The sequence below is a fragment of the Achromobacter maghribensis genome (genome assembly GCF_057334215.1).
The window spans coordinates 294397-319088 of sequence record NZ_JBHFII010000047.1 but is presented as its reverse complement, the minus strand read 5'-3'; the positions used below and the strand labels follow the sequence as shown (position 1 = coordinate 319088).

Sequence of the window (24692 nt, the reverse complement as noted above, 5' to 3'; positions counted from 1 at the left end):
CCCAGTAGTTGTTGGTGGAAATAAGGCTGTGCCTTAAAGCATAAATTCTACGCTATGGATTATCGTTGTCTAATTGATAATTCCTAAACTTGGCTTTGGGCAACTCTATCCGCGCGGTCAGCCCGCCGCCCTCTCGGGGGAGCATTCGCAGCGTGCCGCCCACGTGTTTGAGCAGGCGTTCGACGATGGCCAGACCCAGGCCCGCGCCACTGACACCGGTACGCGCCGCCTCGCCCCGCGAGAAAGGCCGCAGCAGCCGGTCGACATCTTCGGGAGCGATGCCGGGTCCGCGGTCGCATACTTCGATCACGATCATGCCGCCTTCGGCTTGCAGCGTCATGACAAGGTGCGCCATGCCGTCGCTGGACCGGCCATAGCGCCGCGCGTTTTCGATCAGGTTGCTGACCACGCGCTTCAAGTCCAGCGCCGTGATCCGGGCGCGCAGCCCCGGTTCCAGCGAGGCGTCGAGGTCTCCGCCCAGCGACGCCGTGTGGCTGCGTTCGCGTTCGTAGAGTTCGGCCAGGACCGCCGAGATGTCCGTCGCCAGCTGCGGCAGCGTGCCGGCCGGACGTGCATATTCCATCAACTGGCCGATGCTGTGGTCGATCTGGCCCAGGTCTTCGTCGATGGCCTGGCGGGCGTCTTCCGACACGCCGCTCAGTTCGATCTCAAGCCGCATGCGGGCAAGCGGCGTGCGCAGGTCGTGCGAAATCCCCGCCAGCATCAATTCCCGGTCTGCCTCGGCCTGTCGCAAGTCTTTGGCCATCCGATTGAACGAGGCGTTGAGGTCGCGGATTTCCAGCGGACCCTGCTCGGGCAGGGCTGCGGGTGTCTCGCCGCGCGACAGCACCTGGGCCGCCCGGGCCAGCCGCGACAACGGCCGGTTCACGAAGCCCACCGAGACCGCCGCCCCGACAAGGGAAAGCAGCAACGCCGTGGCGCCCCAGCCCAACCATTCGATCCCGCCCGTCAACCCGATCTGCTCTCGCTCGAACACCAGCCAGTACAGGTCTTTCTCTATCTGGAAGCTGACCCAGAAGCCAGGCACCTGGTTCACGCCCCAGGCGATCTGCGTTTCCGGACCGAAGCGCGTGCGGATGTGCTGGGCAACGCGTTGCCAATAGTCGTCGTCGGGGAGGGCTTCGGCAAAGTCAGTGACTTCGCGCGGATAGACCTGGATGCCTTCGTTGGTGGCCAGGTCCAGCAGGAGCTTGCTGCGTTCGCCGTTGTGCGAGTAGATCAGCGCCGTGCGTGTGATATTGACGGCCGTGATCACCCGCTGCGCCATTTGATTGGCGCGCGGTCCCAGCTCCATGCTGAAGAAGACTTGTAGCCACGCGCCCAGGCTGACCAACATCAGCGCGGCAAGCAGCAGGAACGTGCGGCCGAACAAGCCGAGCCGCAAACGTGAAGTCAGGTTCCTGAAGGTTCTGCGCAAGCGGGGCACGAGGCTGCGCTCCTGCCCGGGGCGGGCGAGCCGATCAGCTACCACCGTCCGGCACAAACACGTATCCGAGACCCCAAACGGTCTGGATGAACACGGGCTTGGACGGATTAGGTTCGATCAGTTTGCGCAGGCGCGAGATCTGGACGTCGAGGCTGCGATCGAAAGCTTCGTATTCGCGGCCGCGCGCCAGCTCCATGAGCTTGTCGCGGGACAGGGGGATCTTCGGATGGCGCGCAAACACCTTGAGCACCGAGAATTCACCCGTGGTGATCGGCACCTGTTCGCCGTTGCGCGTGAGCGTACGGGTGGACAGGTTGAGCACGTAGGGGCCGAAGGCGATGGATTCGTTTTCCTGGCTGGGGGCGCCGGGATGTTCCTCGGTGCCGCGGCGGCGCAGGATCGCGTTGATCCGTGCCAGCAGTTCCCGGGGGTTGAACGGTTTGGACAGGTAGTCGTCCGCGCCCATTTCAAGGCCCACGATGCGGTCGATTTCTTCCGCCTTGGCCGTGAGCATGATGATGGGCGTGTTGTCGTGGCCACCGCGCAGCCGACGACAGATGGACAGGCCATCTTCGCCGGGCAGCATCAGATCCAGCACGAGCAGGTCGAAATGCTCGCGTTGCCAGAGTTTGCCCATCTCTTTGGCGTCTTCGGCAACGAAAACGTTGAATCCCTGCTCGGACAAATACCGGCGCAGCAAATCGCGCAAGCGCGGATCATCGTCGACGACGAGGATTTTTCGGGTGGGGGTGGTGTTTTGCGTATTCATGGCCGGAAATGTAACAGTGACGAGAACCAGCGGCTAGTGGGCGTTCACAAGATATTACACATTGCGAACCATGGTTGAAATCCCCCTTACAACCGGGGGCAAAGCCGCCGTATTTCGTACAATCTGCATCTATGGAACTAAACCTGCTGGCTTTGGAAACGTCTTCGTCCCGTTGTGGGGTGGCCCTGTTGCGGGCGGTCGATGGCCGCCTGGAGGTCAGTACCCGGGAACACGAGGGCTCCCAGGAGCACGCCGAACGGCTTTTGCCGATGACCAACGAGCTTCTGGCGGCCTCGGGCCTGGCGCCTTCGTCGCTCCATGCCGTGGCCTTCGGCCAGGGGCCGGGGGGCTTTACGGGGCTGCGCGTGGCCTGTGGCGTGGCCCAGGGCATGGGGCTGGGCCTGGGCATACCCGTGCTGCCGGTCGTGTCGCACCAGGCGGTTGCCGCCCAGGTCGCGGACGCAACCCCGTCCGATGCCATCGTCGTGGCCCTGGACGCCCGCATGAATGAGGTCTATCTGGCGGTCTACCGCCCGGTGGCCGCGCCGGAAGGCGAGGGCGGCTGGGAAACCGTGCAGCCGCCGCTGCTGATCGCGGCGGCCGAAGTCGTGCCCTGGACCGAGCACCATCTGCCCGCATGGTCGGCCCGGGCGGGGCTGAGCCTGAATCTGGTGCTGGCGGGCGACGCCTGGGACGCCTATGCGGCCGACATGCCGCATCCCGCGGCCTGGCGCCGTGCCGCCGATGCGCAACGGCCTGAAGCCGCCAGCGTGGCGCGGCTGGCGCGCCAGGGATGGCTGCGTGGCGAGGCCCTGCCGCCCGAACAGGCCGCGCCGCTGTACGTGCGCGACAAAGTGGCCTTCACCACCGCCGAACGCATGCGTGGCGAAGGCGGCAACCCCAAGGCGCAGCCGTCACTGGCGTCGCAAGCGCCCCTGATTCCGCAGCCGCTCACCGAAGCCGACCTGGACGACGTCGTGGCGCTGGAAGCCCATGTGCAGGCGTTTCCCTGGACTCGCGGCAATTTCGCGGATGCGCTGGCTGCCGGATACGGCGCCTGGGTGCTCCGCCGCGAGGGCAAGGTGGCGGGCTTCTGCATCCTGATGTTCGCCCCCGACGTGGCTCACCTGCTGGTGATCGCCGTGGACAAGCCCCTGCATCGCCAGGGCCTGGGCGGCGTCCTGCTTGACTGGTGCGAACAGCAGGCGCGCCAGCGCGGGCTGGAAGGCGTGCTGCTGGAAGTGCGCCCGTCCAACGCGTCCGCCGTCAGCTTCTATCAACATCACGGCTATTTGCAGATCGGCGTGCGGCGCGGGTATTACCCGGCCGCCAAGGGGGCCCGCGAAGACGCGCTGGTCATGCAGAAGCGGTTTGCGGCCGCGGCGGAGGAAGCGGCATGAGCCTGCCGACCGCTGCCGCCAAGCCGGCCGTTCCCCGCATCAATCCGCTGCAAAGGATCTGGCTGCGGGAAATCGGCATGGAACGCCTGTGGATGCGTCCGGCGCCCGCCGCCGCGCGTCCCGTCGTGGTGCCGCAAGCGCCTGTTTCCCAACCGGTTTCCGTTCCCGACGCAACGCCAGCCGTCGTTGTGCAAGACACCGCGCCGCTGCCCGTGGCGCCTGCGCCCGCGCCTGCCGCGCCCGCTGCCATTGCTGGCGCCGCGCCTGTGGTCGAGACCGTCGCGTCCAAGCGGGCGAATGGCCGTCCGGGCATTCCGGCGTCCATCCTGAATCGCACGGGCCCGCCTCCGCGTCCGGAGCCCAAGGCGGCCGAGGACGACGTCGTCGAGGCGCCGCGCATCCCGGTGGCCGAGGCCGTCAAGAACGCCAATCTGGACGAATTGCGTGAACAGGTCGTGGCCTGCACCGCCTGCGGCTTGTGCGACGGGCGGCGCCACGCCGTGTTCGGCCAAGGCGCCACCCCGACCCGCTGGCTGGTCGTGGGCGAAGCCCCGGGCGAGCAAGAAGACCGGCAGGGTCATCCCTTCGTGGGCCGGTCCGGCCAGCTGCTGGACGCGATGTTGGCCGCCGTGGGCATGAGCCGGGAAACCGACGTGTTCATCACGAACGTGATCAAGTGCCGTCCGCCGGGCAACCGCAACCCCAAGCCCGAGGAAATCGCGGCCTGCAGCCCGTACCTGATGCGGCAGATTGCCTTGCTCAAACCCGAGCGCATCCTGGTGCTGGGTCGCTTCGCGGCGCAGACGCTGCTGGGCACGGACGCCACGATCGGCAGCCTGCGGGGCCGTGTTCATTCGTTGAAGACGGACGAAGGCGCCGAGATTCCGGTCATCGTCAGCTACCACCCGGCGTACCTGCTGCGCAGCCCGTCCGAGAAGGCGCGGGCCTGGCAGGACCTGAAGCTGGCGTCCCGCATGGTCTGACGGCGGCTGCCGGTCGCAAACGAAAAAACCGGGCAAGGCCCGGTTTTTTCTTTGGAATATCAATCGCTTGGCGGTGATTTCCTAGTGCGTGGAGTCCAGTGCGCGGCCATGGCCTTCCTGGCCGATCTGGTCGTGAAGATCGGGATTGGCCAGCATGTTGCGCTTGCTCCAGCGCATGAACACGACCATCAGCACGGCGACGACGGTGCCAAAAATGATGATGATGATGTTGATCGGCAGTTGCAGCCACAGCAGCAGGGTGTACATCGCCACCATCAGCAGGATGTTGAGCTGTTCGTTGAAGTTCTGCACGGCGATGGAATGGCCGGCCGACAGCAGCACGTGGCCGCGGTGTTGCAGCAGGGCGTTCATGGGCACCACGAAGAACCCGGCCAGGCCGCCCGTGATCAGCAGCAGCAGGTAGACGCTCCAGGGGGAGTAGACCAGCGGCATCAGCAGCACGACCAGCCCCATGGCGGCGCCCACGGGCAGCACGGCCAGTGCGCGGCGCAGCGGGATGCGTCCCGCCAGGATCGAACCCACCACGGTGCCCAGCGCGGCCACGCCCATCAGCATCGAAGCCTTGTCCAGCTGATAGCCCAGATGGCTGCGGCCCCATTCGATGACGATCAGTTGGAGGGTTGCGCCGGCGCCCCAGAACAGCGTGGTGACGGCCAGCGAGATCTGACCCAGCTTGTCGCGCCAAAGCACGCGGACATAGCCCCAGAACGTGCGGATCAGCCGTACCGGGTTCTTTTGCTGCGGCGGGTAGCGCACGTGGGTGTGCGGAATCATCAGGTTGCACAGCGCCGCCAGCAGGTAGACGAAGGCGATCACGAGGATGGCGGCTTCGGCCGGCGTGTGCACCAGGCTGCCGATGAACGAGTGGCTGAGCAGCGCGGTGGAGACCGAGGAAGAAATCAACAGACCGCCCAGCACCGTGCCAAGAATGATGGAAAAGACCGTCAGGCCTTCGATCCAGCTATTGCCCTTGACCAGCATGTGGGGCGGCAGCATTTCGGTGACGATGCCGTATTTGGCGGGCGAATACGCGGCGGCGCCGATGCCCACGACGGCGTAGGCGGCACATACCAGATAGGTTTGATATTCGGGGGCGACGCCGATGCTGGCGTACGAGAACATCAGCAGACAGCCGGCCACTTTCAAGGCGTTGGTGGAAAACATCACCCGCCCCTTGGGGAAGGAGTCTGCCAGGGCGCCAACAAAGGCGGCTAGCACCACGTAGGCCAGCGCGAAAGACCATTTCATCATGGGCGCCAGCCAGTCGGGGCCATGCAGCTCCTGTATCAAGGCGATGGCTGCGATGAACAGCGCATTGTCCGCCAATGACGAGAAGGCCTGCGCGGCCATGACCAGATAGAAACCACGTTTCAAGAATGTCCCCGTTCTTTGGCCTGAGCCCGGCCGGTCCGCGTGAAAATTATGTGTCGTGCCAAAAAGTGTCAGGGAGTATAGCCGGAGCGTGGACGCGCGCTATTGAGCGTTTGCCCGCGGGTTGACCGTTGCTAACGTTTAGGGACAGACTGCCTGCGGTATCATACGACCCATATGTGAGCCGGCCCTTGACGGGCCGGTTTGCAATCTGTGCGGCAGGTCCGTTAACGCCTTTCGTTCAACCCACCCCGTCGTCATCGTACTGTGCGTCTTACTCAGCTAAAACTCGCCGGCTTCAAGTCCTTCGTTGATCCCACCGTGATCCCCGTGCCCAGCCAACTGGTCGGCGTGGTGGGTCCCAACGGCTGCGGAAAATCGAACATCATTGACGCAGTACGCTGGGTGCTGGGCGAGGCCAAGGCCTCCGAGCTGCGCGGCGAGTCCATGCAGGACGTCATTTTCAACGGCTCCGGCCACCGCAAGCCGGCCGCCCGGGCCTCGGTGGAAATGGTGTTCGACAACAGCGAAGGGCGCGCCGCCGGCCAATGGAGCACCTACGCCGAAATCGCCGTGCGCCGCGTTCTGACCCGGGACGGCACCAGCAGCTATTTCGTCAATAACCAGCAGGTCCGGCGCCGCGACATCCACGACATCTTCCTGGGCACCGGCCTGGGCGCGCGGGGCTACGCCATCATCGGCCAGGGCATGATCAACCGCCTGATCGAGGCGCGCCCTGAAGAACTGCGGGTATTCCTGGAAGAAGCGGCCGGGGTGTCGCGCTACAAGGAACGTCGCCGCGAGACCGAAAACCGCCTGTCCGACACGCGCGAGAACCTGACCCGCGTCGAAGACATCCTGCGTGAACTGAATAGCCAGCTGGAAAAGCTGGAAGCGCAGGCCGAAGTGGCCACGCGCTACCGCGAACTCCAGGCCGACGGCGAAAAGAAGCAGCATGCGTTGTGGTTCCTGAAGGAAACCGGGGCGCGCGAGGAGCGCGCCAAGAAAGTCCAGGAAATGGCGCAGGCCCAGAACGAGCTGGAAGCCGCCATCGCCGGCCTGCGGGCGGGCGAAGCCGCGCTGGAATCCCGGCGCCAGGCGCATTACGCCGCCAGCGACGCGGTCCACACCGCCCAGGGCGCGCTGTACGAGGCCAACGCCCAGGTCAGCCGCCTGGAGGCCGAGATCCGCCACGTGGTCGATTCCCGCAATCGCCTCCAGTCGCGCCGCGACCAACTGCAGCAGCAGATCGCGGAATGGACCAGCCAACGCGAACATTGCACGGAACAGATCGCCCAGGCCGAAGACGACCTGGCCACCGCCGCCGCCCGCACCGAAGAGGCGCGCGCCACGGCTGAAGATGCCCAGGCCGGCCTGCCTTCGGTCGAACAGCGCGTGCGCGAGGCCGCATCCGGCCGCGACGAAATGCGTGCCGCGCTGGCCCGCGTCGAGCAGAACCTGGCGCTGGTCGCTCAGACCCAGCGCGACGCCGACCGCCAGATGCAGGTCCTGGAGCAGCGCCGCGAGCGTCTGCAACAGGAACTGCGCGAACTGCACGCCCCGGACCCCGTGCGTCTGGAACAACTGGCCGGTGACCGCCTTGCGGGCGAAGACCAACTGCAAGAAGCCCAGGAAGAACTGGCCACGCTGGAAGGCCGGGTGCCGGAAGCGGACGCCGAGCGCAGTCGCGCCCAGGCCGCCGCCCAGACCGACGCGCAGAATCTGGCGCGCCTGGAAGCCCGCCTGTCGGCGCTGGTGAAATTGCAGGAAGACGTGCAAAAGCAGGGGGCGCTGGAGCCCTGGCTGGCCAAGCACGAGCTCGCCGGCCTGTCGCGCCTGTGGCAGAAGCTGCATGTCGAGCCAGGCTGGGAAACCGCGCTTGAAGCGGCGCTGCGCGAACGCATGGCGTCGATGGAAGTGCGCAACCTGGACTGGGCCCGCGCCTTTGCCGAAGATGCGCCACCGGCTCGCCTGGCGTTCTACCAGTTGCCCGTCGCCGCGCCGGCGCCGGCGGCACCCGCCGGCCTGACGCCGCTGGCCAGCCTGTTGCGCATTACCGATCCCGACCTGCGCACGCTTCTGAACGAGTGGCTGGCCGGTGTCTACACCGCGACCGACGTAACCCAGGCTCTGGCCATGCGGGCATCCTTGCCCGCCGGCGGTGCCTGCGTGGTCAAGGCCGGCCATCTGGTCGACGCGCACAGCGTGCGCTTCTACGCGCCGGACTCCGAGCAGGCCGGCCTCCTGGCCCGCCAGCAGGAAATCGAAAACCTGCAGCGCGAAATCAAAGCCCAGCAACTGATCGCCGACCAGGCGCGCGCCGCGGTCGCCCGCGCCGAAGCGGCCTGGCAGCAGGTGTCCCAGGCCATCGCGCCGGCGCGCACCCGCGTGGCCGAGGTCACGCGCCGGGTGCACGACATCCAGCTGGAACACTCGCGGCTGCAGCAGCAGGCCGAACAATCCGGCGAACGCGCGTCGCGCTTGCGGCAGGACCTTGAAGAAATCAAGGTGCAGGAAGAAGACCTGCTTGCCACGCGCGAAGAGGCCGAAGCCCGCTTCGAAACCCTGGACGAAGAGCTGGCCGAACACCAATCCCGTTTCGCCGACGCCGAGATCGACGGCGAAACGCTGGCCGCCCAAGCCGAGGCGGCCCGCACGCGCCTGCGTGAACTGGAACGTGCGGCCCAGGAGGCCGAGTTCGCCGAGCGCGGCATCCAGGTCCGCATCACCGACCTGCAACGCAACCAGCAGTTGGCGGCCGACCAGAGCCAGCGCGGCGCGGTTGAACTTGAACAACTGATGGGCGATCTGGCCGAGCTGGATGCGTCCGCGTCCCAGGCCGGCTTGCAGGATGCTCTGGAAGCGCGTGCCGAACGCGAGGAAGCGCTGTCCCGCGCCCGCCAGGAAATGGAAAACCTGTCGGCGTTGTTGCGCGGCGCCGACGAAGACCGGCAGCAGCAAGAGCAAACGCTGGAACCGCGCCGGGCGCGCATCATGGAATTGCAGTTGCAGGAACAGGCGGCCCGCCTGGCCGAGGAACAGTTCACCGAACAGTTGAACGCCCGCGAAGTCGACCGCGAAGCGCTGGCCCAGGACTTGGCCAACGCGCCCGACGAATGGCGCCGCGCCAGCTGGCTGCAGCAGGAAGTGGGGCGCATTTCGCGCCAGATCGAGTCGTTGGGCTCGGTCAACCTGGCGGCGCTGGACGAACTGAACACGTCGCGCGAACGCAAAGGCTTCCTGGATTCGCAACACCAGGACTTGATGACCGCCATCGAGACCCTGGAAGACGCCATCCGCAAGATCGACCGCGAGACCCGCGAACTGCTGCAAGAGACGTTCAACGTCGTGAACGGCCACTTTGGCGAGCTCTTCCCCAAGCTGTTCGGCGGGGGCGAGGCCAAGCTCAGCATGACTGGCGAGGAAATCCTGGACGCCGGCGTGCAGGTGATGGCGCAGCCTCCGGGCAAGCGCAACAGCACGATTCACCTGCTGTCGGGCGGCGAAAAGGCCCTGACCGCGACCGCGCTGGTGTTCGCGCTGTTCAAGCTGAACCCGGCGCCGTTCTGCCTGCTGGACGAGGTGGACGCGCCACTGGACGATGCGAACACGGAACGTTATGCGAATCTTGTCGCCAGCATGAGCGAGCAAACGCAGTTCCTGTTCATCTCGCACAACAAGATCGCCATGCAGATGGCCAAGCAACTGATCGGGGTAACCATGCAAGAGCAAGGGGTTTCGCGTATCGTTGCGGTAGATATAGATTCGGCCGTGCAGATGATGGCCTCCGAAGCGGCATAAACCCAATATTTAGAAAGGCGCCGCCCTGTTGGCGCGGGATTTACACATGAGTGATTTGCAGATCGGGCTGATTGCCCTGGGCGTCTTGCTGATACTGCTGGTGCTGGGGTTCAACTGGTGGCAGGACCGGCGCGTCCGGCGCAAGATGCAGAGCCATTTCCCCACCTCCGAGCAGGATCCCCTGCTGGGCGGCGCGGCTGCGGCCGCGGCGGGCGCTGCGACCACGGCCTCCGGGGCGGTTTCCCGCCGCGAGCCCGGCATGGGTGGCGACGCACCGCGCAAGGAAGGCCAGCCGGCACCGGTAGACCCGGGCAGCGATGCCGACGACACCGAGGAACCCGATCCCGCCTGCGAAGTGGTCATCGAGATCAACTTCGCGGAACCGGTTCGCGGTGCCGACCTGCTGCCGTACATGCAAAGCCTGCGCCATGTTGGCCGCAAGCCGATGCGCGTGTTCGCCGAAACCGACCAGCGCCGTCATCGTGCCCGCGTCCATGCCGGCGAAACCTATGCGTCGATGCAACTGGCCGTGTTGCTGGCCAACCGCAGCGGTCCGCTGACCGCCATCGAATGGTCGCAAGCCTGGGCCCGTGCGCAAGACATGGCTGAACGCTTCGACGCCACGATCGAAGGCCCCGACCAGCAAGCCGTGCTGGAGCAGGGCGCCCGTCTGGACGATACCTGCGCCGCCCTGGATACCCAGGTCGGCCTGACCCTGATGCTGGGCACCGCCCAGCCGGCCGCCGAAGTCCTGTCCGTCGCCCGTGATACGGGTTTCGTGGCCGAAGGCAATCGCCTTGCCTGGCCGGCCGAGAATGGCGCGACCCGGTTCACGCTGTCGCGTGCCGACGGCGCCGCCTTTGACGCCGGAATGGGCGGCATCGAACGCCTGTACTTGCTGCTGGACGTGCCTTGCGCGCCGGCGGACAGCCGCGCCTTTGGCCGCATGGTCGATGTGGGCCGCGACCTGGCGGCGCGCTTGCGTGCCGAACTGGTCGACGACCAAGGCAAACCGCTTGCCGAGGGGTCGGAGACGGTCATCGACGAACGGCTGCAAGTGCTGTTCGAACAGCTCGAACAAGCGGGCCTGCCCGCCGGAAGCGAGCGCGCTCAACGGGTGTTCGCTTAATGAGCAGCGCGTCCGGTGGGGAAGACGCGGCCAAGGCCGCGGCGCGCTTGCGCGCAGAGCTTGAACAGCACAACGTCCGCTATTACGTCTACGACGAACCCACGGTTTCGGACGCCGAGTACGACGGCTTGATGCGCCAGCTTGAAGCCCTGGAGGCCGAGCACCCCGAACTCGTCACGCCGGAGTCGCCTACGCAGCGCGTGGGCGCCGCACCGGTTTCGGCGTTCGGCGCGGTGCGCCACGCCGTGCCCATGCTGTCGCTGAACAACGCATTCGACGAAGAAGAGGTCACGGCCTTTGATCGCCGCGTGACGGATACGTTGCGCGGCGCGGGCCTGTTGGGCCCGGCGCAACAGGCCGATTATTTCTGTGAGCTGAAGCTGGATGGCCTGGCGATCAGCCTGCGCTACGAAGACGGCCGCCTGGTGCAGGCAGCCACGCGCGGCGATGGCCAGACGGGCGAGGACGTCACGTCCAACATTCGCACGATCAAGGCGATTCCGCTGCAATTGAAGGATGGCGCGCCCGAGGTGCTGGAAGTGCGCGGCGAAGTCCTGATGAACCGCGCCGACTTCGAAAAACTGAACGTGGCCCAGGCCAAGCGCGACGAGAAAGTGTTCGTCAACCCGCGCAACGCGGCCGCCGGCAGCCTGCGCCAGCTGGACCCGCGCATCACGGCCAAGCGGCCGTTGCGCTTTTTCGCCTACGGCTGGGGCGAGGTCCAAGGCCTGCCCGGCGCGCAGAGCGGCCTGTTCGACGAGGCGTCGGCCGGTGCCGGCCAAGCGTCGCTGCTGCCCGAAAAATCGCACGGCGCGATGCTGGCATGGCTGCACGAGCTGGGCCTGCCGGTCAACCTGATGCATAACCATCGGGCCACGGGCGCCGAAGGGCTGATGGCCTTTTATGCCAAGGTGGGCGCGATGCGCGCGACCCTGCCCTACGACATCGATGGCGTGGTCTACAAGGTGGATTCGCTGCCGGCCCAGAAGGTGCTGGGCTTTGTGGCGCGCGCGCCGCGTTTCGCGCTGGCGCACAAGTTCGCCGCCGAAGAGGCCACGACGACGTTGCTGGATATCGAGGTGCAGGTCGGCCGCACCGGTGCGATCACCCCGGTGGCGCGCCTGAAGCCCGTGTTCGTGGGCGGCGTCACCGTGACCAACGCCACGCTGCACAACGAAGACGAGATCCGCCGCAAGGACGTGCGAATCGGCGACACGGTCATCGTGCGCCGCGCCGGCGACGTGATTCCCGAGGTGCTGGGGCCGGTGCTTGAAAAACGGCCGGATGATGCCCGGGAATTCGTCATGCCGACGGCTTGCCCCGTCTGCGGGTCGGCCATCGAAAGGCTGGAAGACGAAACCATCGCGCGCTGCACCGGCGGCCTGTTCTGTGGGGCGCAGCGCAAGCAGACCCTGTGGCATGCGGCCAGCCGCAAGGCGCTGGATATCGAAGGCTTGGGCGAAAAGCTCGTGGACCAGTTGGTCGACAGCGGTCGCGTCAAGACGCTGGCTGACCTGTATAGCCTGCGGCCGCTGGAACTGGTGGGGCTGGACCGCATGGGCCAGAAGTCCGCCGACAACCTGGTGGCCGCCATCGAAAAGGCGCGCGAGCCGGGCTTGGGCCGTTTACTGTTCGCGTTGGGTATCCGCCACGTGGGCGAAACGACCGCCCGTGATGTCGCCCGGCATTTCGGCAGCATCGACGCGATCATGGACGCGGACGAAGACGCCCTGTCTTCGGTGCCCGACGTGGGCCCGGTGGTGGCGGCGTCCATTCGCCGCTTCTTTGCCGAGCAGCACAACCGCGATGTGATCGAACAACTGAAGGCGCAGGGCGTGAACCCGGTGGCCGAAGCCGTGCCGCAAGGCACGACGCTGGCGGGCAAGACGTTTGTGCTGACGGGCACGCTGCCCAACTGGACGCGCGAAGAGGCCTCGATGCACATCCAGGCCGCTGGCGGCAAGGTCAGCGGCTCGGTGTCGAAGAAGACCGCGTATCTGGTGGCCGGTGAAGAGGCCGGCAGCAAGCTGACCAAGGCGCAGGAACTGGGCGTGACGGTGCTGGACGAAGACGCGCTGAAGGCCCTGCTGGGCATGTCTTAGGGCCCGGCGGTCTGCCCCCGGGAAACGAAAAAACTGCATGCCCGAGGCGTGCAGTTTTTTTTGGGCGCTTGCTGCCCCAAGGGAGGGCGGTTCTTGTCTTGGGGCGGCGCTATCGCGCGGCAAAAAAAAACTGCCCGCAAGGGCGGGCAGTTTTGTGTCTGGCGCAGGCTTACTGAATCTTGGCCTTGTCGCGCAGTTGCTTCTGGTAGTCGGCCAGGGTTTGCTGGCGCAGCATTTCTTCCAGTTGCGGACGCACCTGATCCAGCGGCGGGAATTCGACCGGACGGGTGTCGTCGACCATGATGATGTGCCAGCCGAACTGGGTTTGCACCGGCTTGTCGACCAATTGGCCCTTCTTCAGCTGGGTCACGGCTTGCGCGAACGGCTGGACGTAGTTGGTCGGGGGAGCCCAACCCAGATCGCCACCCTTTTCGGCGCTGCCGGGGTCCTTCGAGTTTTTCTTGGCCAGATCGTCGAACTTGCCCTTGTTGCCCTTGATCTGGGCCAGCAGGTCATTGGCCGTCTTCTCGTCTTCGACGAGGATGTGACGGACCTTGTATTCCATCTTGCCAGCTTGTTCTTTCTTGATCTTGTCGTATTCCGCCGTGACCTTGGCGTCCGACACGGGATTCTTGGCCAGGTAGTCGGCCATCAGGGCGCGGACCAGGATGCCTTGGCGGGCCAGTTCGACTTCCGTCTGAACGTCGGCTTGCTTGGCAATGCCGCTGGATTCGGCGGCTTGCACGAAGATCTGGCGGTTGATCATTTCCTGCTTGACCTGTTCGCGCAGTTGCGGCGAATCGGTCGCGCCCTGGCTGACCAGCAGCTTGACGAATTGATCCAGGTTCTTCTGCGGAATGGCCTTACCGTTGACGGTTGCCACGTTTTGCGCGAAAGCAGGCACGGCGATGACGCAGGCCGCAGCCAGCATGACGATGCGTTTCATGAATATCCTTTGACTTTCTATTTGGGAGCCTGGGCATCTAGCGCAAGCGCATGAATCGGATAGGGGATCAAATCTTGCAAATGATGATACACCAGCCTATGTCGCGCTACGGCGGAGAGCCCTGCAAAGCAAGACGCAACGATGTGCACGCGATAGTGGCCGGCGCCGTTTTTACTGCCTTCGTGGCCGGCATGCAAATGCGAGTCGTCCAGAATGTCCAGGGTAAGGGGTTCCAGGGCGGCTAGGCGCTCCCGGATCAGGGCGATGCGGTCGGTGTTGTCTGACATGGCGGCAGTGTGTAAGTTCCGGCGCGCCGCCCGGGGGCGGGCACGCCGATGATAGGGCCGTCTGGCGGATCAGGGCTTGCTCGGCGGGGTGCCGGAGCTGGCGTTTTCGTCGGTCTGGATGTGTTTGCCCAACCATACCGATTGGCCGATCACGAACACGACCATCAGGCCCATCAGGCCGAAGGCCTTGAAACTGACCCATTGCGATTCGGTGAAATGGCCGGAGAACGCCACATACAGGTTCAGGGCGCCCGCGATGAGGAAGAACCCGGCCCAGACCAGGTTCAGCTTGTCCCAGGCGGTATCGGGCAACTGGATCTGCTTTTCCATCAGGCGGCGGATCAGGTTGCGGCCGAACAGCAGGCGGGCGAACAGCAGCGCGCCGCCGAAGAGCCAATACAGCACCGTGGGTTTCCACTTGATGAAGACGTCGCTGTGCAACCAGATCGTGGCGCCGCCGAAGACCAGGATGACCGTCAGGTTGATCCAGTGCATGGCCTCGGTGGGGCGGCCCGTGGCTTTCAGCCAGATGATCTGCAGCACGGCCGCCGCCATCGCGACGCCGGTGGCGATGAAGATATCCGTGTACCGGTAGGCAATGAAGAACAGGAACAGCGGGAACAGGTCGAACAGAAACTTCTTCATTCAGTCTTCTATGGGTTCAAACGTCATCGACAGGGAATTGATGCAATAGCGCAGCCCGGTGGGCGGAGGGCCGTCGGGGAAGACGTGGCCAAGGTGCGAATCGCAGACGTTGCACAGCACTTCGGTGCGCACCATGCCGTGGGTCGTGTCGCGCTCTTCGCGGACCAGTTCCGGGTCGAGTGCCTGGAAGTAGCTGGGCCACCCACAGCCGGCGTCGAATTTGGTGTCGGATGCGAAGAGGGCCGTGCCACAGCCCACGCAGCGGTAGATGCCCGGCGTGGTGGTATTCCAGTAACGCCCGGTGAATGCGCGTTCGGTACCCTTTTCGCGGGTGACCACGTATTCTTCGGGGGAAAGCTGTGCGCGCCATTCGGCGTCGGTTTTGCGTACTTTTTCCATATGAGCTCTTGGAGTCCCGATGCCCGAAATGGTTCGGGCATAATCCCGCCCCATGTTAATCGAGTTTGACCAGGCGGTAGTGTCCACGCCCCAGGCGGAAGTGCTGCGCGGGGTGAGCGTGACCCTGGCCGAACGCCGCGTCGGCATCGTCGGCCCCAACGGCGCCGGCAAAAGCACGCTGGCGCGGCTGGTCAACGGCCTGGTGCTGCCGTCCGCCGGCAGCGTCCGCGTCGACGGGCTGGATACCCGGAAAGATCTGAAGGCCGTGCGCCAGCGGGTCGGCTTCGTCTTCCAGAACCCTGAAAACCAGATCGTTTTTCCCATCGTGCGGGAAGACCTGGCGTTCGGGCTGAAGCGCCTGGAACCCGACAAGGCGCTGCGCGAAACCCGCATCGAATCCCAACTGGGTGCGCTGGGCGTGGGCCATCTGGCGGACCGCACGAGCCACACGCTGTCGGGGGGCGAGCGCCAGCTTGTGGCCCTGGCGGCGGTGCTGGTGATGGAGCCGGCGCTGATCGTCTTCGACGAGCCCACGACCCAGTTGGACCTGCGCAACCGCAATCGGGTGCGCGACGCCATCGCCGCATTGCCCCATGACGCCATTGTCGTCAGCCACGATCTGGAATTGCTGGAAGCGTTCGACCGCGTGTTGGTCGTGCGTGACGGCGGCATCGCCGCGGACGACACGCCTGCCGCCGCCCTGCGCTGGTACCGGGAGCACTGCGCATGATGGAGCCCCTATATGTCGCCGGCCAGACGCCGTTGCACCGGCTGCCGGCCTGGCTGAAGCTGGCGGTGCTGGTCGCGGCCGGGGCCGGGTTGTTCATGCTGCGCGACCCCCGCTGGCTGGCGCTGGCGTTTGCCGTTGCCGTGGGGCTGACCGGGTCGACGGGCGTGACCGCCGCCGCCGTCTGGCGGCAGACGCGCGGGCTGCTTTGGGTGCTGCTGGCCGTGGCGCTGTTCACCGGGTGGTTCCAGGGCTGGCTTGAAGCGCTGGCCGTGGTGCTGCGCGTGGGGGCGATGGTGGGGTTGGCGCTGGCGGTGACGCTGTCCACCCGGACCTCCGACCTGATTACCGTCTGCGAACGAGCGCTGACGCCGTTCGAGCGCATCGGTCTGGTGGATGCTGGCAAGGTCGCGCTGGCGCTGGCGTTGGCCCTGCGTTTCGTGCCCGAGATCTGGCGCAACTTTCAAGAAATTCGCGAAGCGCAAGCCGCGCGCGGGCTGGGGGCCCATCCCGTGGCGCTGATCGTGCCCTTGATCGTCCTGACCTTGAAGCGCGCCCAGGAAGTGGCCGAAGCCATCGACGCGCGCAGCCCATGATGGCGGCGCGTACTGCCTTGATTCCGTAGAGGGGAAAACCATGAAATCCAATAACACCGTGCTGATCGCGCTGTTCGCGGCGCTGATTGTCGTGCTGAGCTTGATGCCGCCGATCCCGCTGCCCGGCATTCCGGTGCCCATTACGCTGCAGACGCTTGGCGCCATGCTGGCTGGCGCGATGCTGGGGCCCGTGCGTGGCGCGCTGGCCTGCTTGCTGTATCTGGCGCTGGCGGCCATTGGCCTGCCTGTCCTGCCCGGCGGCCGCGGCGGACTGGGCGCTTTCTTCGGTCCCACGGGCGGGTTCCTGATCGGGCTTGTGGCAGGCGCTTTCGTCACGGGCTGGCTGGCGCGCCGCCTGGCAAGCCGCGCCACGGGGACCTGGACGGGGTTGGCCGGTTATGTGGCCGCCTGCGTCGTGGGCGGAATCGCCGTGGTGTATGCCTTCGGCGTGCCGTGGCTGGCGTCCGTGACCAAGATGGGCCTGCCCAAGGCGGCGATGGCGGTGGCGGTGTTCCTGCCGGGCGATCTGGTCAAGGCCGTCGTGGCCGCGTGGGTCGCCTCGCGGGTGGAACGCGTGTGGCCGATGCTGGGACGGTAAGGCGGCCGGCACAGGGAATCCCCCAACTGACGCGCCGAAAGCTTTTCTAGTACAAGTTCGCCATTAACAAATGCGTTCGCTAAAACAAGGTTTCCGTAGCACATCAGGGATTTACCGTAGTTGCGGGAAGTCATTTGATACTGTTTTAACCCTATAATATTTTTTTCTGTATAACTTTAACTAGGCTCGCTTCGCCTCAATCGAGGCACATAAGAGCCACCACAGGAGACAAAAATATGCGCAAGCACTTCGGCTTGTCCGCGGCGGCTGCCGCCGTAGCCCTGACTCTGCCCCTCCTGGCGAGTGCGCAGGTCAAGGTGGGCGTGACGGTCTCCAGCACCGGCCCCGCCGCGTCGCTGGGTATTCCCGAGCGCAACACCGTGGCACTGCTGCCCAAGGAAGTGGCCGGCCAGAAGATCGAATGGATCGTCCTGGACGATGCCACCGACACGACGCAAGCCGTCAAGAACTCGCGCAAGCTGGCCTCGGACGACAAGGTCGACGTGCTGATCGGCACGTCCGTGACGCCGGGTTCGCTGGCCATGGTGGACGTGGCCGCCGAAGCCAAGGTGCCGATGATCAGCGTGGCCGCCAGCGCCAAGATCGTCGAACCCGTGGACGACAAGCGCCGCTGGGTCTTCAAGACCCCGCAGAACGACGCGCTGATGGCCGGCGCCCTGGCTGATGCCATGGCAAAGTCCAAGGTCAAGACGCTGGGCTTCATCGGTTTTGCCGACGCCTACGGCGACGGCTGGCTGGACGTGATGCAAAAGGCCGCGAAGGCCAAGGGCATCGAGATCGTCGCCATCGAAAAATACAGCCGCACCGACACCAGCGTGACGGGGCAGGTCTTGAAGCTGGTCGGCGCAAAGCCCGACGCCATCCTGATCGCCGGCGCCGGCACGCCGTCGGCCCTGCCGCAAAAGGAACTGAAGGCCCGCAATTTCGGCGGCACCATCTATCAAACCCACGGCGCCGCCAACAACGACGTGCTGCGCGTCTGCGGCAAGGATTGCGACGGCATGCTCCTGCCGGCCGGCCCGCTGCTGGTGGCGGCTCAACTGCCCGATTCCAACCCGGTCAAGAAGTCGGCCCTGGCTTACGTCGAGACCTACGAGAAGGCTAACGGCGCCGGCTCGACCAACACGTTTGGCGGCCACATGTGGGACGCCGGCCAGCTGGTCGTGGCGGCCTTGCCCGTGGCGCTGAAGTCGGGCGCCAAGCCCGGCACGCCGGAATTCCGTGCCGCCATGCGCGACGCGCTGGAAGGCGTGAAGGACCTGGCTGCGTCGCAAGGCGTGTTCAACATGTCGCCCACCGACCACGCCGGCTTTGACGAGCGTTCGCGCGTCATCGTCAAGGTCGAAGGCGGCAAGTGGGTCTATCAGCCCGGCCTGTAATTTCCCAGGATTGCCCGATCCACGGGTGCGCCACGCGGGGTAAACGCCAGTAACCGGCGTTTGCCTTGCGGCACCCGAGCAATGCTTCGCACCGGCCTTTCCGGCCGGTGTGTCGTATCAGTGTCCCGGGTGGGGCCGGGACACCAAGAATCAATAAGGTTGTTAGATGGATTCCTCAATTGCGCTGATCCTGCTGCAAGACGGTGTCGTCAACGGCGCCATCTATGCCCTCCTGGGCATGGCTCTGGTGCTGGTTTTCGCCGTTACGCGCGTCATTTTCATTCCCCAGGGCGAGTTCGTGGCGTTTGGCGCCTTGACCCTGGCCATGCTGGTGGACGGCAAGGTGCCCGGCACCGCTTATCTGCTGCCGCTGCTGGGCGCCGTGTGCCTGGCGCTTGAACTGCTGCGCGCCGTGCGCACCCGCAGTTTCGCCGGCCTGCCCAAATCGCTGGTCACCTGCGTGGTTCTGCCGCTGGCCCTGCTGTGGCTTACCAAGAGCTACACCGGACCCGAGAACTCGTTGTGGCTGAACATGCTGCTGACGCTGTTGCTGGTGATCCCGATGGGCCCGATGGTCTATCGCATCGTCTATCAACCCCTGGCTGAAGCCACCGTGCTGGTCCTGCTGATCGTCTCGGTCGCGGTGCACTTCGCGCTGACCGGCCTGGCGCTGGTGTTCTTTGGCGCGGAAGGCTGGCGCACGCCGGCATTCGTCAGCGGACAAGTCGACCTGGGCTTCATGACCTGGTCCGCGCAAAGCCTATTCGTGGTTGCGACCTGCGCGTTGCTGATCGTTGCCTTGTGGCTGTTCTTCGGCAAGACGCTGTATGGCCGCGCGCTGCGCGCCACCGCCGTCAACCGCCGCGGCGCGCGCCTGGTCGGCATCAGCACCACCATGTCGGGCAGCCTGACGTTCACGCTGGCCACCGCGATCGGTGCCATGTCCGGCATGCTGATCGCGCCGATCACCACGGTGTACTACGACACCGGTTTCCTGATCGGCCTGAAGGGCTTCGTGGGCGCCATCATCGGCGGCCTGGCCAGCTACCCCGTGGCGGCTGCCGGCTCGCTGCTGGTGGGCGTGCTGGAATCCTTCTCGTCCTTCTGGGCCAGCGCCTACAAGGAAGTGATCGTCTTCACCTTGATTATCCCGGTTCTGGTCTGGCGTTCGTTCAGCACCCATCACGTGGACGAAGAGGAGTAAACCGCCATGAACCGCATTCTGCTTGTCGTATTCCTCGTCGTCCTGGTGGGCCTGCCGCTGGTGCCGGTCACGCCCGAATTCTGGGTGACGCAACTCAATTACATCGGGCTGGCCAGCCTGGTCGTGCTGGGCCTGGTATTGCTGACCGGGGTAGGCGGCCTGACCTCGTTCGGCCAGGCCGCGTTCGTGGGCCTGGGCGCATACACCACCGCTTTCCTGACCACGCAATATGACGTGTCGCCGTGGCTGGCGCTGCCCGCGGGCCTGGTGCTGACCGCCGTGGTGGCGTATCTGCTGGGCGCGATCACCTTGCGCCTGTCTGGCCATTACCTGCCGCTGGGCACCATCGCCTGGGGCCTGTCGCTGTATTTCCTCTTCGGCAACATCGACTGGCTGGGCAAGCACGACGGCATCGCCGGCATCGAACCCATCAGCATCTTCGGCATGTCGCTGGCCAATGGCCGCCACATCTATTACCTGATCTGGGTCTTCGTGCTGCTGGCGCTGTGGGCTACGCGCAACCTGCTGAATTCGCGGCCCGGCCGCGCCATCCGTGCCCTGAAGAGCGGTGCCGGCATGGCCGAGTCCATGGGCGTGAACACCGCCGCGTACAAGGTCGTGATCTTCGTCTGGGCGGCGTTGCTGGCCTGCATTTCGGGCTGGCTCTACGCGCATATGCAGCGTGCCGTCAGCCCCAGCCCCTTCGGCGTGAACTACGGTATCGAATACCTGTTCATGGCGGTCGTGGGCGGCGCGGGTTACGTCTGGGGCGCATTGCTGGGCTCCAGCGTCATCCTGGTGCTGAAGGACCAGTTGCAGAACTGGCTGCCCAAGCTGCTGGACACCAACGCCAACTTCGAAATGATCGTCTTCGGCGTGCTGCTGATCCTGATGCTGCAATACGCCCGTAACGGCCTGTGGCCGATCCTGGCGGGCTGGTGGGGCAGCCTCACCGGCGCGGACGGCTCGCGCCGCAATCTGGCGCCGCCGGCGCCCGCGCCCGCCTTGCCCACGCGTGAACGTCCGCAGGCGGGGCAGGTGGTGCTGGAAGTGGACGCCATCCGCAAGGAATTCGGCGGTCTGGTCGCGGTCAATGACATCACCTTCAAGGTCAGTTCGGGCGAAATCATGGGCCTGATCGGCCCCAACGGCGCCGGCAAGAGCACCACGTTCAACCTGATCAGCGGCGTGCTGCCGGTGACGCGCGGCAAGGTCACGTTCATGGGCCAGCGCATCGACAACCGCTCGGCGCGCGAGATCGCCAAGCTGGGCGTCGGACGCACCTTCCAGCACGTGCAATTGCTGCCCGGCATGACCGTGCTGGAAAACGTGGCGCTGGGCGCGCACTTGCGCTCGGATGTCGGCGTGCTGGCAGGGGCATTGCATTCGGACCGCGCCCGCGAGGCGCAGTTGCTGCACGAGGCCGCCCAGCAGATCAAGCGGGTGGGCCTGGGCGAATACCTTTATGAGCAGGCGGGCAACCTGGCGCTGGGCCAGCAACGCATCCTGGAAATCGCGCGCGCCCTGGCGTCCGATCCCGTGCTGCTGCTGCTGGACGAACCCGCCGCCGGCCTGCGCTACAAGGAAAAGCAGGACCTGGCGCGCGTGCTGGAACAACTGCGCGCGGAAGGCATGAGCATTCTGCTTGTCGAACACGATATGGATTTTGTGATGCGCCTGACCAACCACCTGGTGGTGATGGATTTCGGCACCAAGCTGGCCGAAGGCGTGCCGGCCGATGTGCAAAAGAACCCGGCCGTGCTGGAAGCCTATCTGGGCGGCATCGACGACGACCTGCCAGAGGCCGATCAGGCCAAGCCGGTGTCGGCCGGAGGTGTGCAATGAGCGCCACCCAATCTCCCGTCCTGGAAGTCAGCAACCTGTCCGCTCGCTACGGCAAGGTCGGCGCGCTGGTGGGCGCCACCCTGACCGTGCCCGCCGGCAGCATCGTGACCGTGATCGGCGCCAACGGCGCCGGCAAATCCACCATGTTGAACGCCGTGATGGGTTCGTTGCCGCAGACCGGCCATTCGGCCGGCACCGTGCAGTACGCGGGCACCGACGTGTCCGCCTGGCAGGTGGAACGCCGCGTGGCGGCGGGCATGTCGCTGGTGCCCGAACGCCGCGAACTGTTCGGCACCATGTCCGTGGAAGACAATCTTCTGCTGGGCGGTTTCCGCCGCTACCGCGCGCGCGAGGCGGGCTGGCGCGACACGCTGAACGAAGTGTTCGACCTGTTCCCGCGCTTGCGCGAACGCCGCGCGCAGCAGGCCGGCACCTTGTCTGGCGGCGAACGGCAGATGCTGGCAGTGGGCCGCGCGTTGATGGCCAAGCCCACGCTGCTGATGCTGGACGAGCCCAGCCTGGGGCTTGCGCCGCGCATCGTGCGCGAGATCTTCCACATCATCGCGCGGTTGCGCGAAACCGGCGTGGCGATCCTGCTGGTCGAGCAGAACGCCCGAGCCGCCCTGCAAGTGGCCGACTACGGCTATGTGCTGGAAACCGGCGAGGTGATCCTGCACGGTCCGGCACGCGAGCTGGCCGGCGACCCGAAGGTCATCGAAAGCTATCTGGGCCTGGGCAAGGGCGCGGAGCAGGCCTGAACGGTCTTGCCCGTAGCAAGTAGAGCCAGCTCCGGCGTATCGCCGAACTGGAACGTCACGCCGCCTTCGTAAGGGGCGGGTGGCGTCATGGCAAGGGCGTCCATTGCAGCATCAGCGCCTGCCCCATTGCGGGGTCGGACGTGGAGGGCGCGCCGGTCTCGATGCGCCCGGCCAGCCGGCGCGTCCAGGCGGCGTCGTCGGGCGCCTGCACGGCGACGTCGTACCAGCCGTCCGTGCGGGTCATGTCCCAGGACAGTTCCACGGCTTCACCCGGCGCCAGCGCGGCGTGGGTCTGCGGCGGATAGTCGTAGGCATTGGCCTCGATGCGGAACGTGCGCGGCTGCGGTCCGGGGTTGTGCACCGACAGCCGCAAAGACGCGCCCGGCCCCGCATAGGTCGCGGTGACCGCCAGCGGCGGCATCGCCCCGGCTGCGATCCGTCCGGCGCAATGGCGATGGAAGCCGTTCGGACCCAGTACCCACAGGTCGTAGCGGCCGTCGTCGCCCGTCGTCAGCCACTCGCCCTCCAGCCGCTTGCCGGCCTCCACGGTATAGCGGCGCGGGCCACGGTCCAGGTGCAGCCGGTCATAGACATGCAGCACCGCGCCGGCCGTGCCGGTGTTTTCAAACGCCAGCGTGACGCGGTCGCCGTCCACCCGGGCGTGGGCCTGCAGTGCGTAAGGGAGCGCGCGGGAAGGGCGCGTGCCGGGTTGCTGGCGCGCCAGCGCCGGTTGCGCCGGCGCGGGGGGCGTCACGGTGCCGGGCAGGGCGGATGCCTGCGCCGCTCGTTCGGCCGTTGGCGGAAAGCCGCGCAGCAGGTCGGCTTCATCCGGGTTGGCGAAATCGAAGACCGATGTCAGGTCGCCGCAGACCGCGCGGCGCCAGGGCGATATGTTCGGCTCGGCCACCCCGAAGCGCTGTTCGACGAAGCGCAGCACGGACGTGTGGTCGAACACTTGCGAATTGACCCAGCCGCCCTTGGTCCACGGCGACAGCACATACATGGGCACGCGCGGCCCCAGCCCGTAGACGCCATGCAGATGCGCCGGCGTGTCATCCTTTTCCACGCCAGTGACAAGCTCGTGGTATTCGCCGCGGGTGTCCACTGTGGACGCGCCGGCCAGTGCGCCGGTGGCGTCGCGCGATGGCGGGGCGGGCGGCGGCATGTGATCGAAGAAGCCGTCGTTTTCGTCGAACATCAACAGCAGGACGGTTTTGCTCCAGACCTCGGGATTGGCGGTCAGCGCGTCCAGTACGCGTGCCGTGTAGTCTGCGCCTTGGGCGGGGCTGGACGGGCTGGGATGCTCGGAGCCGGCCTTGGTGGCGCAGATCCACGACACTTGCGGCAACGTGCCGTCCAGTACGTCCTGGCGCAGCAGGTCCAGGCCGCGCGTGGTCAACGCCTTGTCCTTCAGCGCGGCAAGCGCGCCCGGCACGCCATGGTACGCATCGCGATAGGCCTTGAACCCCGCGGTGGGGTTCAGCGAATAGTTGTCCGCCATGTCCTGGTAGATGCGCCAGCTGACGCCTGCGGCTTCCAGACGTTCCGGATAGGTGGTCCAGGTATAGGCGCGGGCGGGATCGCCGCCCTTGAGCTTGTTATAGACATTGCCCAGCGCGGGGCCATTGCCGCGCCCGGCGCCGTCGTTCGTGCCGCTCCATACGAAGAGCCGATTGGTGTTGGTGCCGCCGGTGAACGAACAATGATAGGCATCGCAGACCGTGAAAGCCCGCGCCATGGCGTACTGGAAAGGCATGTCGGCCTCGGTGTAGTACGCCATCGAATGGTTTTTCTTGGCAGCGGGCCAGCGGCCCATGCGGCCCGCTTCCCAGGCGTCCTGCGCGTTCGACCAGGTATGCGGCGTGCTGGCGACGCGCAAGGTCTCGAACGCTTCGCGCGTGTTCAGGTGGTAGGGCAGCACGGTGCGCGGCGCGCCTTCATCGGGCTTGTCGTTGTATTGCGCCCACACGGTGCGGCAGCGGGCGTCGGGGCTGTCCGGCACAGGGATGGGAAAGCGGTCGCCAAAGCCGCGCACCCCCGCCAGGCCACCGAAATAATGGTCGAACGAGCGGTTCTCCTGCATGAAGATCACGATGTGCTCGACGTCGCGGATCGTACCGGTGCGGTGGTTGGCGGGGATGGCCAGCGCGCGGCGGATGGACGCCGGCAACAGCGCCAGTGCGCTGCCGGCGCCGGCCAGGGTCGCGCTGTTGCGCAGGAAGTCGCGTCGGGTCTGCATGGGTGGGCATCCTGGAATGCGACGC

General features: G+C 65.9%; 20 protein-coding genes. 12 read left to right on the top strand and 8 right to left on the bottom strand.

From position 1 onward, the window contains the following. Nucleotides 1-52: 52 nt before the first annotated feature. Nucleotides 53-1447: a sensor histidine kinase RisS gene (risS, locus tag ACE039_RS21420; RefSeq protein ID WP_199196712.1), complete on the bottom strand. Its 1395-nt coding sequence runs from the start codon at nucleotides 1445-1447 to the stop codon at nucleotides 53-55. A 34-nt stretch (nucleotides 1448-1481) separates the two neighbouring features. Further along, nucleotides 1482-2216, bottom strand: a complete 735-nt coding sequence (gene risA, locus ACE039_RS21415) for a response regulator transcription factor RisA (RefSeq protein ID WP_003813882.1) — start codon at nucleotides 2214-2216, stop codon at nucleotides 1482-1484. Nucleotides 2217-2347: 131 nt separating this feature from the next. On the opposite strand from risA, the gene tsaB reads away from it, so the two are divergent. Together tsaB and ACE039_RS21405 are read left to right on the top strand one after the other, a co-directional pair. Further along, nucleotides 2348-3616: a tRNA (adenosine(37)-N6)-threonylcarbamoyltransferase complex dimerization subunit type 1 TsaB gene (gene tsaB, locus ACE039_RS21410; protein ID WP_485823270.1), complete on the top strand. Its 1269-nt coding sequence runs from the start codon at nucleotides 2348-2350 to the stop codon at nucleotides 3614-3616. After that, complete coding sequence (locus tag ACE039_RS21405) at nucleotides 3613-4599, top strand: uracil-DNA glycosylase (protein WP_485823269.1); 987 nt, start codon at nucleotides 3613-3615, stop codon at nucleotides 4597-4599. The genes tsaB and ACE039_RS21405 overlap by 4 nt, the downstream gene beginning before the upstream one ends. Before the next feature lie 81 nt (nucleotides 4600-4680). Here ACE039_RS21405 and lplT read toward each other — a convergent pair whose 3' ends face one another. Then, a complete protein-coding gene (gene lplT, locus ACE039_RS21400; protein ID WP_105555147.1) occupies nucleotides 4681-5994 on the bottom strand; it encodes a lysophospholipid transporter LplT in 1314 nt (437 codons plus the stop codon). 264 nt (nucleotides 5995-6258) lie between these two features. Between lplT and smc the strand changes: the two genes are divergently transcribed. From smc to ligA, 3 genes are read left to right on the top strand one after another with little or no spacing between them, the layout of a single operon-like run. Continuing rightward, the gene (smc, locus tag ACE039_RS21395) at nucleotides 6259-9792 is read left to right on the top strand and encodes a chromosome segregation protein SMC (RefSeq protein WP_105555146.1); all 3534 of its coding nucleotides are present in this window, start codon (nucleotides 6259-6261) and stop codon (nucleotides 9790-9792) included. Between the two features lie 46 nt (nucleotides 9793-9838). Next, complete coding sequence (locus tag ACE039_RS21390; protein WP_105555145.1) at nucleotides 9839-10921, top strand: cell division protein ZipA C-terminal FtsZ-binding domain-containing protein; 1083 nt, start codon at nucleotides 9839-9841, stop codon at nucleotides 10919-10921. Further along, a complete protein-coding gene (gene ligA, locus ACE039_RS21385) occupies nucleotides 10921-13023 on the top strand; it encodes an NAD-dependent DNA ligase LigA (protein WP_485823268.1) in 2103 nt (700 codons plus the stop codon). Before ACE039_RS21390 ends, ligA begins: the two co-directional genes overlap by 1 nt. Nucleotides 13024-13192: 169 nt before the next feature. On the opposite strand, the gene ACE039_RS21380 is transcribed toward ligA, so the two are convergent. The 4 genes from ACE039_RS21380 to msrB all read right to left on the bottom strand — a co-directional run bounded on the left by ACE039_RS21380 (nucleotide 13193) and on the right by msrB (nucleotide 15300). Beyond that, nucleotides 13193-13969 carry a peptidylprolyl isomerase gene (locus ACE039_RS21380; RefSeq protein ID WP_310032979.1) on the bottom strand — a complete coding sequence of 259 codons (777 nt, stop codon included), beginning with the start codon at nucleotides 13967-13969 and terminating at the stop codon, nucleotides 13193-13195. A 17-nt stretch (nucleotides 13970-13986) separates the two neighbouring features. Next, entirely contained in the window at nucleotides 13987-14256 is a 270-nt protein-coding gene (locus ACE039_RS21375) for a BolA family protein (RefSeq protein WP_105555142.1), read from the bottom strand. 69 nt (nucleotides 14257-14325) lie between these two features. Continuing rightward, nucleotides 14326-14901, bottom strand: a complete 576-nt coding sequence (locus ACE039_RS21370; protein ID WP_105555141.1) for a septation protein A — start codon at nucleotides 14899-14901, stop codon at nucleotides 14326-14328. Then, nucleotides 14902-15300 (bottom strand): peptide-methionine (R)-S-oxide reductase MsrB, encoded by a 399-nt coding sequence (msrB, locus tag ACE039_RS21365; RefSeq protein WP_105555140.1) that lies wholly within the window; start codon nucleotides 15298-15300, stop codon nucleotides 14902-14904. A 52-nt stretch (nucleotides 15301-15352) separates the two neighbouring features. On the opposite strand from msrB, the gene ACE039_RS21360 reads away from it, so the two are divergent. The 7 genes from ACE039_RS21360 (at nucleotide 15353) to ACE039_RS21330 (ending at nucleotide 22428) form a co-directional block, all read left to right on the top strand. After that, a complete protein-coding gene (locus ACE039_RS21360; protein WP_105555139.1) occupies nucleotides 15353-16030 on the top strand; it encodes an energy-coupling factor ABC transporter ATP-binding protein in 678 nt (225 codons plus the stop codon). Then, on the top strand, nucleotides 16027-16623 hold the full coding sequence (locus tag ACE039_RS21355; RefSeq protein WP_485823267.1) for an energy-coupling factor transporter transmembrane component T family protein: 597 nt from the start codon (nucleotides 16027-16029) through the stop codon (nucleotides 16621-16623). Before ACE039_RS21360 ends, ACE039_RS21355 begins: the two co-directional genes overlap by 4 nt. Nucleotides 16624-16663: 40 nt before the next feature. Next, on the top strand, nucleotides 16664-17221 hold the full coding sequence (locus ACE039_RS21350) for a biotin transporter BioY (RefSeq protein ID WP_105555137.1): 558 nt from the start codon (nucleotides 16664-16666) through the stop codon (nucleotides 17219-17221). Between the two features lie 236 nt (nucleotides 17222-17457). Continuing rightward, nucleotides 17458-18621: an ABC transporter substrate-binding protein gene (locus tag ACE039_RS21345; protein ID WP_105555136.1), complete on the top strand. Its 1164-nt coding sequence runs from the start codon at nucleotides 17458-17460 to the stop codon at nucleotides 18619-18621. A 166-nt stretch (nucleotides 18622-18787) separates the two neighbouring features. Next, nucleotides 18788-19825 (top strand): branched-chain amino acid ABC transporter permease, encoded by a 1038-nt coding sequence (locus ACE039_RS21340; RefSeq protein WP_313457562.1) that lies wholly within the window; start codon nucleotides 18788-18790, stop codon nucleotides 19823-19825. Nucleotides 19826-19831: 6 nt separating this feature from the next. Continuing rightward, the gene (locus ACE039_RS21335; protein WP_105555134.1) at nucleotides 19832-21670 is read left to right on the top strand and encodes a branched-chain amino acid ABC transporter ATP-binding protein/permease; all 1839 of its coding nucleotides are present in this window, start codon (nucleotides 19832-19834) and stop codon (nucleotides 21668-21670) included. Then, entirely contained in the window at nucleotides 21667-22428 is a 762-nt protein-coding gene (locus ACE039_RS21330; RefSeq protein ID WP_105555133.1) for an ABC transporter ATP-binding protein, read from the top strand. The genes ACE039_RS21335 and ACE039_RS21330 overlap by 4 nt, the downstream gene beginning before the upstream one ends. 85 nt (nucleotides 22429-22513) lie before the next feature. On the opposite strand, the gene ACE039_RS21325 is transcribed toward ACE039_RS21330, so the two are convergent. Beyond that, nucleotides 22514-24667 carry a phosphocholine-specific phospholipase C gene (locus ACE039_RS21325; RefSeq protein ID WP_485823266.1) on the bottom strand — a complete coding sequence of 718 codons (2154 nt, stop codon included), beginning with the start codon at nucleotides 24665-24667 and terminating at the stop codon, nucleotides 22514-22516. Nucleotides 24668-24692 lie beyond the last annotated feature (25 nt).